At 58.2% G+C, this 18002-nt stretch carries 17 protein-coding genes; 9 read left to right on the top strand and 8 right to left on the bottom strand.

Going from position 1 to position 18002, the window contains the following annotated elements; genetic code table 11:
• Window positions 1-27: 27 nt before the first annotated feature.
• Genes flhE through flhB form a run of 3 tightly spaced genes read right to left on the bottom strand, consistent with a single transcriptional unit; the run spans window position 28 to window position 3669 of the window.
• Entirely contained in the window at window positions 28-435 is a 408-nt protein-coding gene (flhE, locus tag AC2CF9_RS03495; protein ID WP_484556258.1) for a flagellar protein FlhE, read from the bottom strand.
• A complete protein-coding gene (gene flhA, locus AC2CF9_RS03500) occupies window positions 435-2522 on the bottom strand; it encodes a flagellar biosynthesis protein FlhA (RefSeq protein ID WP_039384912.1) in 2088 nt (695 codons plus the stop codon). Before flhA ends, flhE begins: the two co-directional genes overlap by 1 nt.
• Complete coding sequence (gene flhB / locus AC2CF9_RS03505; protein WP_039384913.1) at window positions 2515-3669, bottom strand: flagellar biosynthesis protein FlhB; 1155 nt, start codon at window positions 3667-3669, stop codon at window positions 2515-2517. The genes flhA and flhB overlap by 8 nt, the downstream gene beginning before the upstream one ends.
• Before the next feature lie 594 nt (window positions 3670-4263).
• Between flhB and AC2CF9_RS03510 the strand changes: the two genes are divergently transcribed.
• From AC2CF9_RS03510 to AC2CF9_RS03545, 8 genes are all read left to right on the top strand, one after another.
• Complete coding sequence (locus tag AC2CF9_RS03510; protein WP_484556440.1) at window positions 4264-4752, top strand: SH3 domain-containing protein; 489 nt, start codon at window positions 4264-4266, stop codon at window positions 4750-4752.
• A gap of 85 nt (window positions 4753-4837) precedes the next feature.
• Window positions 4838-6052: a type IVB secretion system protein IcmH/DotU gene (gene icmH / locus AC2CF9_RS03515; protein ID WP_150016320.1), complete on the top strand. Its 1215-nt coding sequence runs from the start codon at window positions 4838-4840 to the stop codon at window positions 6050-6052.
• Window positions 6052-8157 carry a type VI secretion system membrane subunit TssM gene (tssM, locus tag AC2CF9_RS03520; RefSeq protein ID WP_484556259.1) on the top strand — a complete coding sequence of 702 codons (2106 nt, stop codon included), beginning with the start codon at window positions 6052-6054 and terminating at the stop codon, window positions 8155-8157. The genes icmH and tssM overlap by 1 nt, the downstream gene beginning before the upstream one ends.
• A 20-nt stretch (window positions 8158-8177) precedes the next feature.
• Window positions 8178-8876, top strand: a complete 699-nt coding sequence (tagF, locus tag AC2CF9_RS03525; protein WP_150016322.1) for a type VI secretion system-associated protein TagF — start codon at window positions 8178-8180, stop codon at window positions 8874-8876.
• 33 nt (window positions 8877-8909) lie between these two features.
• Window positions 8910-10040 (top strand): type VI secretion system-associated FHA domain protein TagH, encoded by a 1131-nt coding sequence (tagH, locus tag AC2CF9_RS03530; RefSeq protein WP_484556260.1) that lies wholly within the window; start codon window positions 8910-8912, stop codon window positions 10038-10040.
• Window positions 10037-10813 carry a PP2C family protein-serine/threonine phosphatase gene (locus AC2CF9_RS03535; RefSeq protein ID WP_150016324.1) on the top strand — a complete coding sequence of 259 codons (777 nt, stop codon included), beginning with the start codon at window positions 10037-10039 and terminating at the stop codon, window positions 10811-10813. The genes tagH and AC2CF9_RS03535 overlap by 4 nt, the downstream gene beginning before the upstream one ends.
• Before the next feature lie 15 nt (window positions 10814-10828).
• On the top strand, window positions 10829-11779 hold the full coding sequence (locus AC2CF9_RS03540) for a hypothetical protein (protein ID WP_150016325.1): 951 nt from the start codon (window positions 10829-10831) through the stop codon (window positions 11777-11779).
• 64 nt (window positions 11780-11843) lie between these two features.
• Window positions 11844-13259: a serine/threonine protein kinase gene (locus tag AC2CF9_RS03545; protein WP_484556261.1), complete on the top strand. Its 1416-nt coding sequence runs from the start codon at window positions 11844-11846 to the stop codon at window positions 13257-13259.
• Here AC2CF9_RS03545 and AC2CF9_RS03550 read toward each other — a convergent pair.
• Both AC2CF9_RS03550 and chaB read right to left on the bottom strand, forming a co-directional pair.
• Window positions 13256-13930, bottom strand: a complete 675-nt coding sequence (locus tag AC2CF9_RS03550) for a gamma-glutamylcyclotransferase (protein WP_484556262.1) — start codon at window positions 13928-13930, stop codon at window positions 13256-13258. The genes AC2CF9_RS03545 and AC2CF9_RS03550 overlap by 4 nt on opposite strands.
• 231 nt (window positions 13931-14161) lie before the next feature.
• Window positions 14162-14392, bottom strand: coding sequence for a putative cation transport regulator ChaB (chaB, locus tag AC2CF9_RS03555; RefSeq protein ID WP_039384929.1), 231 nt, complete (start codon window positions 14390-14392; stop codon window positions 14162-14164).
• 366 nt (window positions 14393-14758) lie between these two features.
• Here chaB and chaA point away from each other — a divergent pair, with 366 nt between their 5' ends.
• Complete coding sequence (chaA, locus tag AC2CF9_RS03560) at window positions 14759-15844, top strand: sodium-potassium/proton antiporter ChaA (protein ID WP_484556263.1); 1086 nt, start codon at window positions 14759-14761, stop codon at window positions 15842-15844.
• A 63-nt stretch (window positions 15845-15907) separates the two neighbouring features.
• Here the strand turns inward: chaA and kdsA are convergent, their stop codons facing one another.
• The 3 genes from kdsA to AC2CF9_RS03575 are packed head-to-tail and all read right to left on the bottom strand — an operon-like array spanning window position 15908 to window position 17991.
• Entirely contained in the window at window positions 15908-16762 is an 855-nt protein-coding gene (gene kdsA, locus AC2CF9_RS03565) for a 3-deoxy-8-phosphooctulonate synthase (protein ID WP_150016328.1), read from the bottom strand.
• Window positions 16763-16786: 24 nt separating this feature from the next.
• On the bottom strand, window positions 16787-17596 hold the full coding sequence (sirB1, locus tag AC2CF9_RS03570) for an invasion regulator SirB1 (protein WP_484556264.1): 810 nt from the start codon (window positions 17594-17596) through the stop codon (window positions 16787-16789).
• On the bottom strand, window positions 17593-17991 hold the full coding sequence (locus AC2CF9_RS03575) for a SirB2 family protein (RefSeq protein WP_039384943.1): 399 nt from the start codon (window positions 17989-17991) through the stop codon (window positions 17593-17595). Before AC2CF9_RS03575 ends, sirB1 begins: the two co-directional genes overlap by 4 nt.
• Window positions 17992-18002: the final 11 nt, after the last annotated feature.

The following is an 18002-nucleotide window of genomic DNA, read 5'->3' on the forward strand; positions in this document are numbered from 1 at the left end:
AACCCGCCTTGTGCGGGTTTTTTGTTATTACCGATAGTTTACCGTCACTTCACTGCTGAGCACCCGCAGACCCGGCGGCAGCGCTCCCTGCCCCTGAAAGCCAAACGCCAGATAGAGCGGCTCTTCGGCCGGGATCAGCGCCAGACCGCGCGTGGATCCGCTGGCGCCATCCAGCTCCACGCAGCGCTGGCTGGCGCAGAGGCGCACCACCAGCCCGGACGGTGCCGAACGACTGAGCTGATAGCGCCAGTTAACCACGGCGATGTTGCCGGGTGCCGCAGAAGGCGCCCTGAGCGCTGGCGATAACAGCCAGCTGCCGCGTGCCCCGAGTCCGGGACCGCTGACGCTGGCGCTCCACGCACCGGTAGCGGCTATGCCCGCCAGCGGTGTGAGCAGCAGCAGCAGCAGCAGCATTAACGGATAGCAGCGCCGCATTATTTGCCTCCAATCGTGGCGGTCATACGGATCTGGCGATTGTCACTCAGCTCCAGATTGGAGAGCACCACCAGCTGCGGCAGGTTACGCCGCAGGAAGCGCGCCAGCAGCGCACGCAGCGGATGGTTCACCAGCAGGACCGGCGGCGCACCGCTCATCTCCTGCTGCTGCAGCGCCGCCTGTGCCTGCATCAGCAGACGATCGGCCAGCCCTGGCTCCAGGCCACCGCCGCCCTGCAGCGCCTGCAGCAGCAGACGCTCCAGCATGGCATCCAGGCCGATAACCTGCACCTCTCCGCTGCCCGGGAACCACTGCTGGGTGATCGCTCGCCCCAGCGCCACGCGCACTACGCTGGTCAGCTCCTGTGGGTCGCTCTGCACCGGCGCATGCTCCGCCAGCGTTTCGATGATGGTGCGCATATCCCTGATTGATACCCGCTCGGTCAGCAGGTTCTGCAGCACTTTATGCAGCGTGGTCAGGCTGATTACCCCCGGCACCAGATCTTCCGTCAGCTTCGGCATCTCCTGGGTAACGCGATCCAGCAGCTGCTGCGCTTCCTGCCGGCCAAACAGCTCGCTGGCGTACTGCCCAATCAGATGGTTGAGGTGCGTTGCCACCACGGTGCTTGCCTCGACCACGGTATAACCCTGAATCTGCGCCTGCTCTTTCAGGGCGCTGTCGATCCAGATCGCCGCCAGGCCAAATGCCGGGTCAACGGTAGGCTCGCCCGGCAGGCTGCCGGCCGCGGTGCCGGGGTTGATGGCCATCCAGCGGCCAGGGTAGGCGTCACCGCTGCCAATCTCCACGCCTTTCATCAGAATGCGATAGCGCGCAGGCGGCAGCTCCATATTGTCGCGGATATGTACCACCGGCGGCAGAAAGCCAACCTCCTGCGCCACTTTTTTACGGATGCTGCGGATACGGCCCAGCAGCTCACCATTTTGAGTATGATCAACCATCGGAATGAGGCGATAGCCCACTTCCATTCCCAGCGAATCCTCCAGCTGAACGTCGGTCCACGAGGCCTCAACCGTGGCGGGCGTCTCCTGGGTTTTCATCAGGCTGGCTGATTCAGGCTGCTTCTTCGGCTGCATCTCGCGGCCGCGCAGCCACCAGGCAAGCCCGAGCAGCGCGCCGGTAAACAGCAGAAAGACAAAGTTAGGCATGCCGGGCACCAGACCAAGCAGGCCGATTACCCCGGCGCTGAGCATCAGCACGCGCGGATTATTAAACAGCTGCCCGACCATCTGCTCACCAACATCCTGGTCAGTGGCGACGCGGGTGACGATGACACCTGCCGCCGTCGAGATCACCAGCGCCGGGATCTGCGCCACCAGGCCATCACCGATGGTCAGCAGCGTATAGGTCTCACCGGCGTGGCCAACATCCATTCCATGCTGCACAACGCCCACCAGCAGGCCGCCGATGACATTGATCACCATGATGAGAATACCGGCGACGGCATCCCCGCGCACAAACTTGCTGGCACCATCCATCGAACCGTAGAAATCGGCCTCCTGCGTTACCTCTGAACGGCGACGCTTGGCCTCATCTTCGCCAATCAGACCGGCGTTAAGATCGGCATCAATCGCCATCTGCTTGCCGGGCATTCCGTCCAGTACAAAGCGGGCGCCAACTTCCGCAATACGTCCGGCGCCTTTCGTGATGACCATGAAGTTGATGATCACCAAAATGATAAAGACCACGATACCGATGGCAAAGTTACCACCGACCAGAAAGTGGCCAAACGCTTCCACGACGCGCCCCGCTGCGTCGGCCCCGGTATGCCCTTCCAGCAGAATGATACGGGTGGAGGCGACGTTCAGCGCCAGGCGTAATAGCGTTGAGAACAGCAGTATGGTGGGGAACGCCGCAAACTCCAGGGTGCGCTGGGTGAACATCGCCACCAGCAGCACCATGATCGATAGCGCGATATTAAAGGTAAACAGCAGATCGAGGATGAAAGCGGGCAGCGGCAGCACCATCATCGACAGGATCAACATTATCAGCACCGGTCCTGCCAGCACCTGCCATTGCGTCTCTTTAAAACTGCCCGGTAAACGCAGCTTTTCGGCCAGATTAGCCATCGTCTCTGTTCTCTCCTGCAAAGTCCATCTCTGCCGGGACCGGCAGATGCTTAGGTTTGGTCGGGATCAGGCCGCCTTCGCGCTTCCAGCGCCGCAGCTGCCAGACCCAGGCCAGCACTTCCGCGACGGCAGCGTAAAGCGCACCGGGGATAAACTGACCAATTTCAGTATGCCGATAGAGCGCTCGTGCCAGCGGCGGCGCTTCAAGGATCGGCACACGGTGCTCTTTTGCGACTTCACGGATGCGCAGCGCAATGTCACCTGCGCCTTTCGCCACCACTTTTGGCGCATTCATCTTGCCTTCCTGATACTGCAGCGCCACCGAGTAGTGCGTCGGGTTCGTCACAATCACGTCAGCTTTCGGTACATCAGCCATCATGCGGCGACGGGCCGCCGCGCGCATCGCCTGGCGGATCCGCCCCTTCACGTGCGGGTCGCCCTCATTCTGTTTATGTTCGTCGCGGATCTCCTGACGCGTCATGCGCAGCTTTTTGAAATAGCTGTAGAGCTGCCAGAACACATCAAAACCGACCATCGGAAACAGACCCAGCATCACCAGCCCGCAGCTGGTGGCGACCATGCTCAGGCCGTGATGCAGCGCGTTAACGGGCGATTCCGCGATCAGCCGCAGCATCTCCTGCCAGTGGCTCCAGAGATACCAGCCCGCTACCACCCCTACCAGCACCGCCTTGAGGATCGCCTTAACCAGTTCAGCCGCGCTCTGGCCGGAAAAGAGGCGTTTTATGCCTGGCAGCGGGTTGAGCTTCTTAAAATCGAGTTTGATCGACTTACCGCTGATATGAATGCCGCCCAGCGCCATTGGAGCCGCCATGGCAACAATCACCAGCCCGCCCATCAGCGGCAGCAGCGCAACCACCGCCTGCATGACCAGATTGCCGATATGCGCCACGATAATTTTGTCATCATTCACCATGCCGTGATCGAAGCGAAAGCCGGTTGCCACCATACGGGCAAGCTGCGTGGCCATGTGGGAACCGCCAAGCCAGAGGATCATCAGCCCGGTCAGCAGCATCAGCACCGATGTCAGCTCGCGCGATCGCGGGATCTGCCCCTCTTCCCGCGCTTTCTCAAGTCGGTGGGGGGTGGGCGATTCTGTTTTGTCCTCGCTGCTACTCTCTTCAGACACAGCACACCTCAGCCGGCATAAATTCTGAGTACAGGATGACAAACTTACCCGGGAGTGAAGCGCGGATTAAACGACGAAATAACCTGCTTATTGCGTCATAAGTAAAATCGTTGTTGTGTCCTGTCTGTTTTATCAGCAGAAACGGCGTATAAAAGACGTGACGCGATCGGCGTTTTGGGGATCCGAACAGGCGCGGAAAATCTTAAAATGAGAATTTTCTGCAAAGGCTTCACATTATTAATCTCACCGCAAAACATAAATTTTCCTAATTATTTATCCCGGACACGCTTTTATCCCAAAAGATTCTTCGGCACCCGTCCTGCACGATACCGGATGAAGCGTAAAGGTCGCTTAACTGTTACAGCCCTTTGCAGACCACCTTTGCGGCTTCAGGCGCGATGTCATCGCGCTAACACGCAATTTACCGCGATGCAATAGTTTGAATTCTCAAAAGTCTTAGGTAGACTGAGACGCACGTTGTCCTGAAGAGATCTGGCTGTTTTTCGTGGTTTTTTCGCAACACACTGTGTTCATACTCGCCGGGTACGCCCACTGTTACTCTGCAATTAATCTGATGGAATGATAAGGATGATGGTGAAAAAAACGCTTATGCTTACGCTGCTGGCGACCCTGACGCTGGCCGGGTGCAAAACCCCGCCGCTGGCAGTGACAGAGGATACGCTGGTAACCAGTACGGTTAACGGCGTTACCCTGACGCATCGTTATGCGGTTGCCGCGCCGGCAGAGTTCACCCCCGTCAACGCATCCTGGCGCGCACTCTACGCCGCTTCCGTTATGACCACCCCTGACTACGGCGGTAAAGTTGTGCGCTACCTTGATAACGCCCAGCGCTTTGAAGTGCTTGGCCGGGTTGAGCATAACTGGCTGGCGATTGCTGAAGAGCCTGAAGGCCAGCTGATAGGCTATATCCCCCCCAAAGCGGCCGTTGAGACCAGCCGCTATGACGCCACGCTGCGCAGCGATCGCCCGAAACCGCGTCGTGCTAAACAGGTGTGCGTGGCAGTAGGCGGTGCCAGTAAGGCGTGCCGCACCACTGATACCGCGACCTGGATCCTGGATTGAGTCAACAATCTGGCGCATATTGGCGACAGTCATACCGCAGTTTATGGCAAAATAGCGCCGTCATCGCCAGGAAAAACGAGAGTTAATGATGCAGGATCCCATTGCCCGCGAGGATATCAGCGCGGGCAACGATAACCTTTTGCTGAACGCCGCCGCCCCGGTGCTGAATGCTGTTGTCCGCATCCGGCAGGCTGCCACGCATGACGATCCGGCCGGGTTGCGCCAGCTGCTGATTGATGAGATCCGGCTGTTTGAACAGCGCTGCAAGCAGGCTGGCCTGCCGTTTGAGATGATCATCGGCGCGCGCTACTGTCTTTGCAGCGTGCTGGATGAAGCGGCGGCACAGACGCCGTGGGGGACGCGCGGCGTCTGGTCAGGCAACGGCATGCTGGTGAGCTTTCACAATGAGAGCTGGGGGGGTGAAAAATTCTTTCAGCTTCTTTCCCGCGTTTCACAAAGCCCGCAGCAGCATCTCTGGCTGCTGGAAGTTATTCACTACTGTCTGCTGCTGGGATATGAGGGTCGCTACCGCGGCAGCGAAAGCGGCCGTACGCAGTGTGAAGGGATCCGCAAACGTCTGGCGCAGCTGATTCACGACGCGCGCGCTGCAGAGAGTAGCTCCGCAACGCCGCTGGTCGAAGTGCATCCGTTAGTGAACAGCCTGACGCGCCCGATGGTTCCGCTCTGGGCCTGCGCCACCGTGGCGGCGCTTATCGCCTGCATGGTTTACAGCATGCTCAACTGGCGGCTCGGCAATGCGGCTGAACCGCTGCTGCGCGATATCTATCAGACTCCCCTGCCGCAGATCATGCCCGGACGACGCCCCGCTTCACCGCAGGCGCTGCTCGATCTGCGCCAGCGCCTGAATGATGTGATTGCCGCCGGCCAGCTGGAAGTCAGCGATGGCGCTTTTGGCAGCAAAGTCATTATCCCCGCCGACAAACTTTTTGTTCCGGACGGCACCGTTGTAAACCCGGTCGGCCGCGCGCTGCTGGCACACGTCGCCAGCGCCATGAAAAGCGTCAAGGGAACCGTTCTGGTTTCGGTCTATACCGATAACCGTGCCGTCGATGGCCGTTTCGCCTCCAGCTATGAATTTTCACTGACCCGCGCGCGCGCCATTACGCAGCTGCTGACAACGCAGCTGGCGTCGGGGCAGAGCGTTAAAGCTGAGGGGCGCGGTGACAGCAATCCGCTGCTGCCTAACGACAGCAGTGAAAACCGCGCCCGCAACCGCCGGGTTGAGATCACACTCTTTGCCGCGCCGGAAGCTGCGGCTACCCCGGAGGGCAAACGCTGATGCGCACATCTGTTCGTCACCTGCTGACTCATCGCCTGCTCTGGAGTCTGATTGGTGTTACCGCCCTCAGCTGCCTGGTGTGGATGCTTGGCCCGCTCTGGGTCTGGGGTGAGGCCCGCCCGCTGGAGCCGATCTTCTCCCGGCAGCTGGCCGTGGCCCTGCTCTTTTTTTGCTGGACGCTGTTTCAGCTTATTCCGGCAATATGGCGCGGCTGGTTCAATAGCAAGCTGCTGAATCGCCTGCAGAGCATGAGTCAGGAAGAGCTCTCCGATCGCCACTCCACCGAACAGGCGCTGGCACAGCGCTTCAGCGAAGCCGCGCTGCGTCTGAAACGCACGCAGTTTGGTCGCCATCATCAGAAAAGCTGGCTGGCGCGTTTTCAGAGTCACTACCTTTATGAGCTTCCGTGGTATCTGATTGTCGGCGCACCGGGCGCAGGCAAAACCACCGCGCTGCTGAACGCCGGCCTCGCTTTTCCCCTTACGGATACGCACGGCAATAGCGCAGTGCGTGGCGTAGGCGGCACCCGTCACTGCGACTGGTGGTTTACCGACAGCGCTGTGCTGATCGACACCGCCGGGCGCTATGCGCTGCAGGAGAGCCAGCGCGCGCGCGACAGCGCCGAGTGGCAGAGCTTTATTAACCTGCTGAAGCGCTACCGCACGCGTCAGCCAATTAATGGTGTGATCCTGACCATCAGCGTGGCTGACCTGCTGACCGACACCGCAGAGGCGCGTCATGCGCAGGCCACGGCGCTGCGCTGCCGCATGGCTGAGCTGCATCAGCAAACCGGTATCCATTTTCCGGTCTATATCATGGTCACCAAAACGGATCTGCTGAAGGGATTTCTGAGCTTTCATGCGGGCCTCAGTAAGCCGCAGCGGGATGCCATCTGGGGATTTACTTTTCCCTGGGAGCCGGGCAAACCTCACAAAGATGAGTGGCAGAGCAGTTTTACGGCACGTTTTCAGCGGCTTGAGCAGCAGCTCAGGCAGCAGCTGGCGGAGCGCATGGCGGCCGACCGCGATCTGACGCAGCGCGCTGACAGCTTTCTCTTTCCGCAGGAGTTTGGTTCCCTGCGCCCGCTGCTTAATGAGTATCTGGACGTGATCTTTTCCCGTCATGAAGAGGATATTGCCTGGTCCGCCCGCGGGCTGTTTTTTACCAGCGGGACTCAGGAAGGCCTGCCGTTTGACCGCATTATGGGCGCCCTCAATCGCAAGCTTCAGCTGCCGCAGAGCGGTGACCACACCCTGGCAGCCTGGGACAGCGTTAACCGCAGTAATCCTATTCCGGGCAATAAAGGCCAGAGCTACTTTATCCGCGATCTGCTCAGCGAACTGGTTTTTCGCGAAAGCGGCCTTGCCGGCAGCAACCGCCACTGGGAATACCGCAATCGTCTGCTGCACTGGATCGGCTATGGCGCGCTGGCGGGTGCGCTGATCCTGCTGTGCGGCTTGTGGCTTACCAGCTATGTGCAAAATCAGCGCTATCTTGATCAGGTGGCAAGCCGTATTGCGCCCCTGACGCAGCAGAGTCAGCAGGTTACACATCAGCCCGTTGATAATATTTTTGATCTGCTACCCTTCTTAAATAACCTGGTAAAGCTGCCGCTGTCCGAACGCTTTTCGCTGGACAATCCGCCGCTTACTATGCGCGCCGGACTCTATCGCGGCACGCAGGTCAGCGACGCGGCCTGGGTGCTTTATCAAAATGCGCTTAAGTCTCTGCTGCTGCCGCGGGTAGCGCAGCAGATCACGCATTTGCTGCGCGACGATCCCGGCACCGATAACGCTTACAGCCGCAACGCGCTGCGCGCCTATCAGATGCTTTATCAGCCGCGTAATTACGACGGCACGTTTCTGCGCAGCTGGCTAATCGAAAATCTGCAGCGCACGCTGCCGGCCGATGTCAGCGTGCGCGATCTGCAGCAGCTCGACTGGCATCTCAGTCAGCTGCTCGATCAGCAGATACAATCTTCACCCTATGCACGTGATAACGCGCTGATGATGCGCAAGCTTGCAGAAAACCTGAAACGGGCGGGTCAGGAGAGCAGCGTGCTGGCGACCGCGCCAGAAGCCTCTGCCGGACAGCACCCGCTATAGTGAATGACGGTGAGGTAATCATGGCGAACCACAGCGTGCCGGGCTGGTATGGCAAACTTCCTGCTACCGGTGATTTTTTGCGGCAGCGCCTGAGCGAGGCCACGGTCTCCCCCTGGAGTCACTGGTTTCAGCAGGGGCTCACCCACTGGCATCAGCAGCAGCACGCCAGCACGCAGCTCTTTTTGCGCGCGCCGGTGTGGAACTTTGTTCTGCCGCTGTCGCCGCTGCGTCAGCAGGTGCAGATGGGCTGCCTGCTGCCCTCGTGCGATCGCGTGGGACGCGCCTGGCCGCTGCTGGCTCTGCGCACGTTTACGCTGAACGAGTGGCATCCGGCGCAGCTGACTATCTCCGGCGACTGGTTTCGCGAACTGGGCGGGCTGCTCTGGTCAGCGGTACGCGATTGCACTCTGCCGGAGAGCCTGGAAGCAGAGATGCAGCAGCTCTCACCCCTGCTGGTGCCCGGCAATCAGCGCAGCGATATTATGGATGTCATCGGGTTTGCGGATCTTCCCTGCACTTTGAGCTGGCAGGAAGTGGCAGAGCGGTTTGAACCGCAGCAGCATATCAGCTACTGGTGGAGCAACCGCAGTGACGGCTTTGCCCACGCCACCCATAAACACAGCGGCCCGCTGACCGCAGAGCTTTTTTCACTGTTATTTAACCCGGCGGCGGGTGCGCAGCCGGGACGTAATGGCCTCTATCCACCCATGTTTGAATAAGCCGGCGCGTTTGCCTTGTTAACGGGATGACTCATGCAATTTACCTTTGTGCAGTGCGATACGGATGTGCCCGCCAGAAGCGTCACCTTTATGCCGCCTGGCGGCACCATTGGCCGCAGTCAGGATAACGATCTGATCCTGCCTGATGAGACGCGCGCCATCTCACGCCTGCAGGCGCTTATTCATCTCTCTGCCGAAGGGGAATGCCGTCTGACCGCACAGGGCAGCGTGACGGCGATTGAGCTGAATGGTCAGGTGGTGCAGCGGGGTGCCCAGGCCCTGCTGCAGCATGGCGATCGGCTGCAGATTGGTCAATACAGGCTGGAAATTACCGATCCTGCGCATCAGCCCGCGCTACAGGACGATCCGCTGGCGTTTTTTAGCGAGGACACCAGCGATCCGCTTGGCATGCAGCAGGAGGCGGTCCTGAGCGCTGAGCTGATGCCCGAATCCCCTGCCCCGGTACGTCCGGAGCGGCGGCCCGATCCGCGGCTGGCTATCGATCCTGCCCGCGACAGCGCACCGCAAACCCGCCTGCCTGCAGAAGCCGGAGAGGAGAAGCTTATCGCCGCTCTGCTGGAGGGAATGGGACTCAATAATGGTCATCAGACATCGCTCGGTGAAGAGCAGATGCGCATTACCGGCCGTATGCTCAGCCTGTTTTCTCAGGGAACCGTTGCCCTGCTCTCCTCGCGTTCAATTCTTAAGCGCGGCGTGAAAGCGGATATGACCATGATTCTGAACGAAGCCAACAATCCGTTTAAGATCCTGCCGTCCGGCAAAACCGTGCTGATGCAGATGTATCAGAGCCAGATGCCGGGTTTTATGCCGCCTGAAGCCGCAGTGCGCGATGCGCTGGTAGATTTGCAGGCGCATCAGCTGGGCATGATCGCCGGTATCCGGGCGATCATTGCTGCCATGCTGCAATCGTTTAATCCGCAGCGGCTGGAAGATCGCGCGCGTGAGGATGGCGCTCTGCCTAAAATCGCCTTCAGCAGCGGGCGCAAGGCCGCCCTGTGGGACGCCTTTACGCGACACTATCAGCGCACCGCCGGCGAAATCGAGGATGACTTCCATACGCTGTTTGGCGAAGCGTTTCTCAACGCGTATGACATGGAAGTTAATCAGTACAAAGATTCACAGACGCGGACGGATGAGACATGAAAATGATGTTTGCCAGCCGCTGTCAGCAGGGCCGGCGTGACGAAAATCAGGATCGCACCGGTGCGCAACTCGACGACGAGCGCGCCTGCTTTCTGGTGTGTGATGGCGTAGCCGGATTACCCGGTGGCGACTATGCAGCGCAGCTGGTGCGCGATACGCTTCTCAGCGCGGTGCAAAACAGCCGCAGCTTTACGCCTGCCACCACCCAGGCAGCTGTCACCCTTTGTCAGCAAACGCTGGCGACAGAGCAGGGGAAGAATCCGAAATTTTCCCGCATGAGCACCACGCTCGCGGCGCTGTTTATTGACCGGAAAAAACAGCGTGCATGGTGGGCGCACGCTGGTGACAGCCGGGTTTATCACTTTCGTCATGGCACGCTATGTGAGGTAACCCGGGACCATAGTCTGGCCCAGCATCTGCAAGAGGCAGGCTATGAAAATTCCGGCATTAACAGTAATTTACTTTATAATGCCCTCGGCACTGAGCCGGTACGCCCGGTGACCTTCAGCAGCGCGATTGACCTGAACGACGGCGATGCGTTTCTGGTCTGCACGGATGGCTTCTGGCTCAACCTGACCACGCAGGAGATGGAACAGGCGTTACGCATGGTTAACGCCTGTGAAGAGTGGCTGACGCTGATGGAACAGGCGGTCAATCGCAGCGAGAAGCAGGATAACCTGAGCGCGCTGGCGATCTGGATTGGCGAACCGCAGGATGCCACGCTGCTCTACTCTCAGGCTGATGCGGCGCGCTTTGTGCCGCCTCACTATTGATTTGCAAGGATCCCTATGAAAGTGTGGTTGTCGGGCATTGCCGCCCTGCTGCTGGCCCAGAATGCACAGGCAGAAGATTATCGTGTGGTCTATTCGCCCAGCCTGGCGCTGGAGGTCTGGATCGACAATGTTGCCAGTAAAGCGCCCGACGACTGGTGCAAAGAGACGCTGCCGTTGCGGATTGTATCGGGTAAAAGCAGCGACACGCGCATTCTTGCCAGCTTTCTGCCCCGGGTAGGCACACTACTGGCGAATCAGTGCGGCAGCCTTGACGAGCTGCCGTGGCAGATGACGACCAAAGAAGGCAGCGTGCTGGCGAACGGCAGCGCAGCAAAACTGCAGAACTGGCGCCCGATTATTTTGAATGACGCAACCGCCAGCGCCAGCAGTACCACCGCCGCACCGCTGGATCTCTCCCGACCGGCGGACAACACGCCGCTGCAGCACTTTGCGCTGCCCGGAGGCTGTCATTTCCGCACCTGGTGGGATGACAAAGGCGCTTCGCTGTTTATTCCTGATGCGCCGGCACAGCGCTGCTCAACGGAAGGCTGGCTGGAAGGCGCAGCCAGCATAACCCTGCTGAGTAAAGGCGAACCAGCGACGCTGCCGGTGACCTTTTATCAGGGATATCCGGTCGCCAGCCTCGCAGCTGGCACCAAACCGCTGGAGATTGTCGCGGTCAATAAACAGCGAATGATTGTGACCCGGCCGGATGCTGCCGGGAGTTGGCTGGTGTTGCCGTTTGATGCGCGAGAGCATGTCTGGCGCTTTGGCGGTACCCTGCTGATTCAGATGGATAAAAAAGCTGGCAGTGACAGCAGCACGGTAAAAGCGCAGGTCGATCGTTTACGCGGCATCTGGTCGCCGCAGTTTATGCCACAGCAAAAAGTGACAGTGTTACTCATTGACACCCTGCATGCGGATCTCGCCGATCCGGCTATCGGTGCCTGGCGTAACATTAATTAATCAGCGATCGCTGCCTGCTGCTCTGCGGCAACAGGCACTACAGGATGTGTTCAGAGAACTCACTATGTCGGCAAACGAAAATCATATCCCTAATGCCCTGCCTGCGGGCTACCGGTTTAACGAGTTTGAAATCAGGGACGTCGTGGGCGGGGGCGGCTTTGGTATCGTCTATCGCGCCTGGGATCACCAGCTGGAACGGTTTATCGCCATTAAGGAGTATATGCCGCAGTCGCTGGCCGTACGTGCTGCCGACATGTCGCTTGAACTGCGTGGTGAGCGCTTTCAGAAATTATTCAACGCGGGCCGCAACAGCTTTATCCAGGAAGCACGCCTGCTGGCACGCTTCAATCATCCGGGGCTGCTGCACGTGCTGCGCTTCTGGGAAGAGAACGGCACCGCCTATATGGGCACGCTGTTCTATAGCGGTATGACGCTGAAAGCGTGGCAGGCAAGCCAGTCTGACGCCGTTGATGAAGCCTGGATCCGTCGCCTGCTTCCGCCGCTGTTTGGAGCCATCAACACCATCCATACTGCCGGCTATCTGCATCGCGACATCTCGCTGGATAATATTCAGATTCAGGATAACCAGCTGCCGGTACTGCTCGATTTTGGTTCAGCGCGCAAAGAGATCGGCAATCTGTCAGATGAAACTGAAATCATGCTGAAACCGGGCTTTGCACCCATTGAGCAATATAGCGAAGAGGGTGAAGTCGAACAGGGTCCGTGGACCGATATCTACGCGCTGGGTGCAGTATTACACACGCTGATTACCGGCCATGCGCCGCCGGTCAGCGTAGTGCGCTGCATTGAGGATAATTATCAGCCGCTTGCCGTCACCCGGCCTGAAGGCTATTCCCTGCCGCTGCTGCACGCCATCGACTGTGCGCTGGCGATGAAGCCTCAGGAGCGCCCGCAGACCATCGACGCCTTTGCGCAGCTAATCGATCTGCCGGTGAGCGATGCCGAAGCGCTCAGCACGCCGCTGCCGGTTGTAGCCCTGCCCGCCGGGCTGCCGGATACCGCCGCAGAACCGGAACCTCCGCTGGTGGCGATTAATCCCGCCGCTGCCGCCGCTGAACCAATCGCTGGCGGTGCAGCAGGCCGGCGCGTCTCGCCGGGTATAGTGGCGCTGGCTGCTGTGGCGCTGCTGGCTGTAGGTCTGGTCGTGTGGCAGACAGTGCGTCACAGTGAGACGCCGCCTGTCGCAGCCGCGCCGGAAGCCGCTGCGCCGGCAGCGACGGAGGTACCGGCGGCGGCCAGTGCGCCTGCCATTGCCACGCTCTATCTGCAGCTGCAGGCAGGCGAAAGCGTCGTGCTGAATGGTGAAGTACAGGATGTCAAAGCCGCCAGCAGCGGTTTTGCGTCACTCAATCTCGCTGCCGGCAGCTATCGTCTTGAGGTGCGGCATGGTGATCAGGTGCGCAGCCAGGCCCTGACGATTAAGCAGCCTGGTACCTGGCTCATTAACCCCGGCAATTAAGCCTGAGGTGCGGTGCGCTGCTGCAGCGCCCTTACCTCAGCGGCAAGACGCGTCAGCGCGGCTTCCTGCATGCCGCGTCTGACCAGTTCCTGCTCAAGTGAGAAAAGGTACTGCGCATTGGTGCCGAGCGGCCCGCTCGCCTGCGCAATCAGCGGTGCAATGGTACTTCGGCAGGAGTCATCCTCATACAGCGGATGACGCGGATCCATGATGAACACTAACGCCGTAACGCGGCGTCCATCCTCCAGCTGCAGCTCACACCAGGTGGGCAGATAGCAGCCGGTGATCATCTCACGCTTCCAGAGCAGCTCCAGCTCTTCATGCAGGCGCGCCTCCGGCAGACGAAAGGCCAGGCCGCTGGTGCTGCCGCCCTCTTTCAGCGCCAGCATGCGTCCAGGCGCGGCCTTGGTGCCCCGTCCGGCGGTGAGCCGCAGACAGAACGCGCGATGCCACCCTTCCAGGCGCCCTGAAGCCACCTCCTCCGCGTCAAACACCGGGTTCCACATCAGCGAACCATAACCAAAAATCCACACCGGACTTTGATCGGGCCGGCAGGCGAGCGTAGCAGAAAGCGAAGCGGCGCGCTTTTCACAGCTCCACAGTAGCGCCTCATCGATATCACCAAAGGATGTTTTGCAATCGGCTTTAAGTAAGAATTCCCGGGTTAACACTGCGATCTCCTCTACTGCCCTGGCATCCCGCACGCCTGGATCCCGAATCGGTATCCTGAAAACGACGCGCCTCGGCACAGTCAGAAACAGTAATGCATTCATTGCTGCGGTTTCAAGATTGTCCTGACGCTTTTCACATAAAGAACTGTTTCAGAGTATCGGCTGGCGGGAAAAAATAATGAGAGGATTAAAACCGGGGATGATGCGGGCTGTTCAGGCCCGCAGCGGAAACTACTTTTTCGGATGCCACTTGTCGTCGTCACCTTTCACGTAGTCATGCTTCACTGCCGCCCAGGCGACCTTGTGTGCGACCTCTTCCCGTGAGGCATCGCCCCGCCGATCCTCTTTATCTTTGTACTGATCCCAGGCGCTGTTAAACGCGTTCTGGTAAATGGTTTGAGCATGAGCCGGCAGCACATGACGCACGCTGTCCGGCAGTTCACTGGTTGATGAATAAGGCATAGCTCCTCCGGTGGCAGTTATCTCTTAAAGTCTGGAACAGCTTAGCTAAAATGCAAACCCTCTCTTTTGCCGCTCATGGCTGAATCGAATCGCATAAGGCAAAAAACCGCCTGACATCGCAGCCGTTAAACAACATTTTCTGCTCTCTTCCTGCTTACTATAAGTTTATATTTAACTGAATTAAAATATAAATATCCCAATAACCCTCTGTTTAAACCACCAGGAGCAATAAACTACAAAAAGTAAAGTCGCGTAAAAAAACTGTTCAGCAAGTGATGAAAAGCTACACTGCGCCAGTGTAATTAATGCGTATAGTTAACAGGCAATGACGCCGGTTTTTAAACATTTTGCTAATGGGGATGGTGAATGCCTGGACATGAGAAAACCCGACACAGCGAATTTTCGCTGATTCTTCCCGTTGCTGCGCTGACGGTGCTGGCCTTTTATGGTAATCAGACAGCGCTTCTGCCGGTTATCGGTATTAACCTGCTGGCACTGGTGGCTATTCTGAGCAGTGCCTTCAGCGTTGTGCGCCATGCTGACGTGCTGGCTCACCGGCTGGGCGAACCTTACGGCTCGCTGATCCTCAGCCTCTCCGTAGTGATTCTGGAGGTAAGCCTGATCTCTGCGCTGATGGCAACGGGCGACGCCGCACCGGCACTGATGCGCGACACGCTCTATTCCATCATTATGATCGTCACATCCGGGCTGGTAGGCTGCGCGCTGCTGCTGGGAGGCAGAAAATTCGCTACTCAGTATGTCAATCTGGCTGGCGTCAAACAGTATATGATTGCCATCTTCCCGCTTGCCATTCTGGTACTGGTATTCCCCAACGCCCTGCCGGGCGGCAACTTCACCACCGCCCAGGCGCTGATTATCGCAGCTATCTCTGCGGCGATGTATGGCGTTTTCCTGCTGATCCAGACCAAAACGCACCAGAGCCTGTTTGTCTATGAGCATGAGGATGAGGGGGACGATCCGCACCACGGTAAACCCTCCGCGCACAGCTCAATGTGGCATACGTTCTGGCTGATCGTTCATCTGATTGCGGTTATCAGCGTGACAAAAATGAACGCTATCCCGCTTGAGCTGCTGCTCACAGAACTTAACGCTCCGGAACAGTTTACCGGCTTCCTCGTCGCGCTGCTGATCCTCTCACCGGAAGGGCTGGGTGCCATCCGGGCGGTACTGACCAACCAGGTGCAGCGCGCCATGAACCTGTTTTTTGGCTCCGTGCTGGCGACAATCTCACTTACCGTGCCCGCGGTCAGTATCATCGCCACGCTGACAGGCCAGACGCTGATTTTTGGCCTGGAGCCACCGCATATGGTCATGCTGATCGCCGTTCTGATCCTGTGTCATATTTCGTTTTCAACCGGCCGAACGAATGTGCTTAACGGTGCGGCACATCTGGCGCTGTTCGCCGGTTATCTGCTGACAATCATGCTCTGACCTGATACACCGTGAAAACAAAAAAGGCACCCTCACGGGTGCCTTTTTATTTGCCAGAAGCTGTCAGTTGCTGGTGTCCAGCGCCGGGAAGCTCTTGACCAGATCGTCAATCGCTTTCATCTGCGCCAGGAACGGCTCCAGCTTATCCAGCGGCAGCGCGGAAGGACCGTCGCATTTTGCGCTGTTTGGCTCCGGATGCGCCTCGATGAAGAGGCCGGCAATACCCACGGCCATGCCAGCACGCGCCAGCTCAGCGACCTGAGCACGGCGACCGCCCGATGCGGCACCAAACGGATCGCGCGTCTGCAGCGCATGCGTCACGTCAAAAATGACCGGGCTGTTGTTAGTGACTTTCTTCATAACGTTAAAGCCCAGCATATCCACAACCAGGTTGTCATAACCGAAGTTGCTGCCGCGATCGCACAGGATAACTTTATCGTTACCGCCTTCTGCAAACTTATCCACGATATTGCCCATCTGGCCCGGGCTGACAAACTGTGGTTTTTTAACGTTAATTACCGCGCCGGTTTTTGCCATCGCCTCTACCAGGTCCGTCTGGCGTGCCAGAAACGCCGGCAATTGAATAACATCAACCACATCGGCAACCGGCTGCGCCTGCCAGGATTCATGCACGTCGGTGATGATCTTCACGCCGAACGTCTGCTTCAGCTCCTGAAAAATCTTCATCCCCTCATCCAGACCCGGACCGCGATACGATTTAATCGAGGAGCGGTTTGCCTTGTCAAAAGAGGCTTTGAAAACGTAAGGGATGCCCAGCTTGTCGGTAACCTTCACGTAGTGCTCACAGATGCGCATCGCCAGCTCGCGTGATTCCAGTACGTTCATGCCGCCAAACAGCACAAACGGCAGATCGTTTGCGACATCGATATCGCCAATTTTAACTACTTTCTCTGTCATGACCTTTCCTTATGCCGGCAACGCTTAATGTAGCGTGACCTGTTTCTGTTCGATTGCGTGGATCTGAACTTTAATCATTTCACTCACCGGATCTTCCGGGCACTGCTCAACAAAATAGGTTAAGTCAGTGAGCGCAATATGCTCACACTCCAGCTGGGCGTAGATGAGCCCGCGATCGCGGATTTCATAGGGGTCGTCAGGATCGATCTCCAGCAGTACTTTACTTACATTCAGCGCCAGCTCCATCTGCTTCTCTTCCATCAGCGCCGCTTTCAGCGTGTCGAGCATTTTCCGCATTACGCTGAGCGTTTTGGCTTCGTCCAGATCGTCGGTATAGAGTTTGGCCGTGGGGCTGATATTACCCTTCAGCCAGACCTCAAGCGTATGGGTATCGAGCGTTTCACCGTTAAACGGATTGATCAGCCACATTTCGCCATCCAGCCAGTCTGCGCGCAGAATCAGCTGAGTCGGAAAAATCACCGGCATCAGCGGCAGCTCCAGCTCCCCGGCGATATGCAGCAGTATCACGCCGAGCGACACCGCCGTCCCCTGACGGCTTTTCAGCACCTTATCAATCCAGAGCGCATCTGAAAGGTTGTAGACACCGCTGGCGCCGCCAAAGCCCCATTCGCGATAGAAGAGCTCCAGCAGCTTTTCCAGCCGCAGATCGGCATCTGTGGCGCTGCTGATATAGTCGCGCGCTTCTTCCACCAGTTTTGACAGCTGCTGCTGAACCGAAGGCGCGGAAAAATCGTCGCGGATGGCGCAGGTTGCGCCGATGACCGCTTCACTTAACGGTGATTCATTAAAATCAAATTCTACTGATGAGGTCATACTATCCCCAAAATCGGCATTTTGGTCATCGCCAGTTTGCCTGCAAACAGCAGAGCAACCAGCGCAAGCAGGCAGGCGATCCAGCGCGTGCTCAGCTTCCGCGGACGACGACTCAGTGCCACAAAACCTAAGGCGACGTAGATAATAACCGCTAACAGCTTCTCCGTCAGCCAGCTTCCTTGTGGTGTGAAGGGATAAAAGTGAGTAATTATCACCAGCAGCGCGCCGCTCAGCAGTAAAAACGTGTCACACAGGTGCGGCACAATCCGCACCCAGCGCTGCTGCAGCAGGCCTGAAGCGGTGGTCAGCCAGTAAAAGCGCAGCAGAAACAGGCTGACGCTGACTATCACGATAAAAATATGAAACTGCTTAATCTGCGGATACCAGCTGGCCATCCTGTGCCCCT

The organism is Pantoea sp. SYBGC1, from assembly GCF_057197005.1.

Bases quoted from the DNA above. Each gene is read 5' to 3' on its own strand.
- AC2CF9_RS03575 (WP_039384943.1), bottom strand. From the start codon at position 17,991: ATGGCCAGCTGGTATCCGCAGATTAAGCAGTTTCATATTTTTATCGTG.
- icmH (WP_150016320.1), top strand. From the start codon at position 4,838: ATGATGCAGGATCCCATTGCCCGCGAGGATATCAGCGCGGGCAACGAT.
- chaB (WP_039384929.1), bottom strand. From the start codon at position 14,392: ATGCCTTATTCATCAACCAGTGAACTGCCGGACAGCGTGCGTCATGTG.
- AC2CF9_RS03535 (WP_150016324.1), top strand. From the start codon at position 10,037: ATGAAAATGATGTTTGCCAGCCGCTGTCAGCAGGGCCGGCGTGACGAA.
- tagH (WP_484556260.1), top strand. From the start codon at position 8,910: ATGCAATTTACCTTTGTGCAGTGCGATACGGATGTGCCCGCCAGAAGC.
- flhA (WP_039384912.1), bottom strand. From the start codon at position 2,522: ATGGCTAATCTGGCCGAAAAGCTGCGTTTACCGGGCAGTTTTAAAGAG.
- tagF (WP_150016322.1), top strand. From the start codon at position 8,178: ATGGCGAACCACAGCGTGCCGGGCTGGTATGGCAAACTTCCTGCTACC.
- AC2CF9_RS03540 (WP_150016325.1), top strand. From the start codon at position 10,829: ATGAAAGTGTGGTTGTCGGGCATTGCCGCCCTGCTGCTGGCCCAGAAT.
- tssM (WP_484556259.1), top strand. From the start codon at position 6,052: ATGCGCACATCTGTTCGTCACCTGCTGACTCATCGCCTGCTCTGGAGT.
- AC2CF9_RS03545 (WP_484556261.1), top strand. From the start codon at position 11,844: ATGTCGGCAAACGAAAATCATATCCCTAATGCCCTGCCTGCGGGCTAC.
- sirB1 (WP_484556264.1), bottom strand. From the start codon at position 17,596: ATGACCTCATCAGTAGAATTTGATTTTAATGAATCACCGTTAAGTGAA.
- flhE (WP_484556258.1), bottom strand. From the start codon at position 435: ATGCGGCGCTGCTATCCGTTAATGCTGCTGCTGCTGCTGCTGCTCACA.
- kdsA (WP_150016328.1), bottom strand. From the start codon at position 16,762: ATGACAGAGAAAGTAGTTAAAATTGGCGATATCGATGTCGCAAACGAT.
- chaA (WP_484556263.1), top strand. From the start codon at position 14,759: ATGCCTGGACATGAGAAAACCCGACACAGCGAATTTTCGCTGATTCTT.